Source organism: Acinetobacter sp. 102 (assembly GCF_037028485.1).
Taxonomy (GTDB): domain Bacteria; phylum Pseudomonadota; class Gammaproteobacteria; order Pseudomonadales; family Moraxellaceae; genus Acinetobacter; species Acinetobacter higginsii.
Window position 1 is genome coordinate 1 of the sequence record NZ_JAZEZK010000069.1, and the last position, 470, is coordinate 470.

Sequence of the window (470 nt, forward strand, 5' to 3'; positions counted from 1 at the left end):
TGAGCAGGCCATAAATTGCCTAAAAAGGATTCTAATGAAACTCGGTCATTTACGGATTCCTTTAATTGAGGAACAGAATCAATTCGTATTGCCCATCCAGACAATTCAAATCTTTCATTAGAAAATGATGGTACGATGTCAGGTAGAGATTTGTTCTGAATATTTGTTGGAACAATAACGGTTTTGTCTCGAAAGCTTGAGATGGCAATCTTAAAGTCCATTTTCTCAGAATCACTACCCAAGAGTATGTGACGTAACATAGGTGTTTCAATGAATCTTTCTGAAACACCTCTTAATTTTTGACCTATTGTTTCAGAATGCCTAGATGGTACAGGTTCTACATTCATCTCCAATACAGTCATTGCATCTGTTAATAAAAGAAGCTGGGCACTTCTAACTAGATCCACTCCACTGATATTGGTATTCCAATTATCTGGGCCATATTCTAGACACAGCACTCCTGAACCACC

The 470-nt window shown here is 37.7% G+C and carries 1 pseudogene; it reads right to left on the minus strand.

Annotated features, from left to right (window positions below):
• A pseudogene (locus tag WA352_RS21770) lies at positions 1–470 on the minus strand (ThiF family adenylyltransferase); the annotation flags it as partial.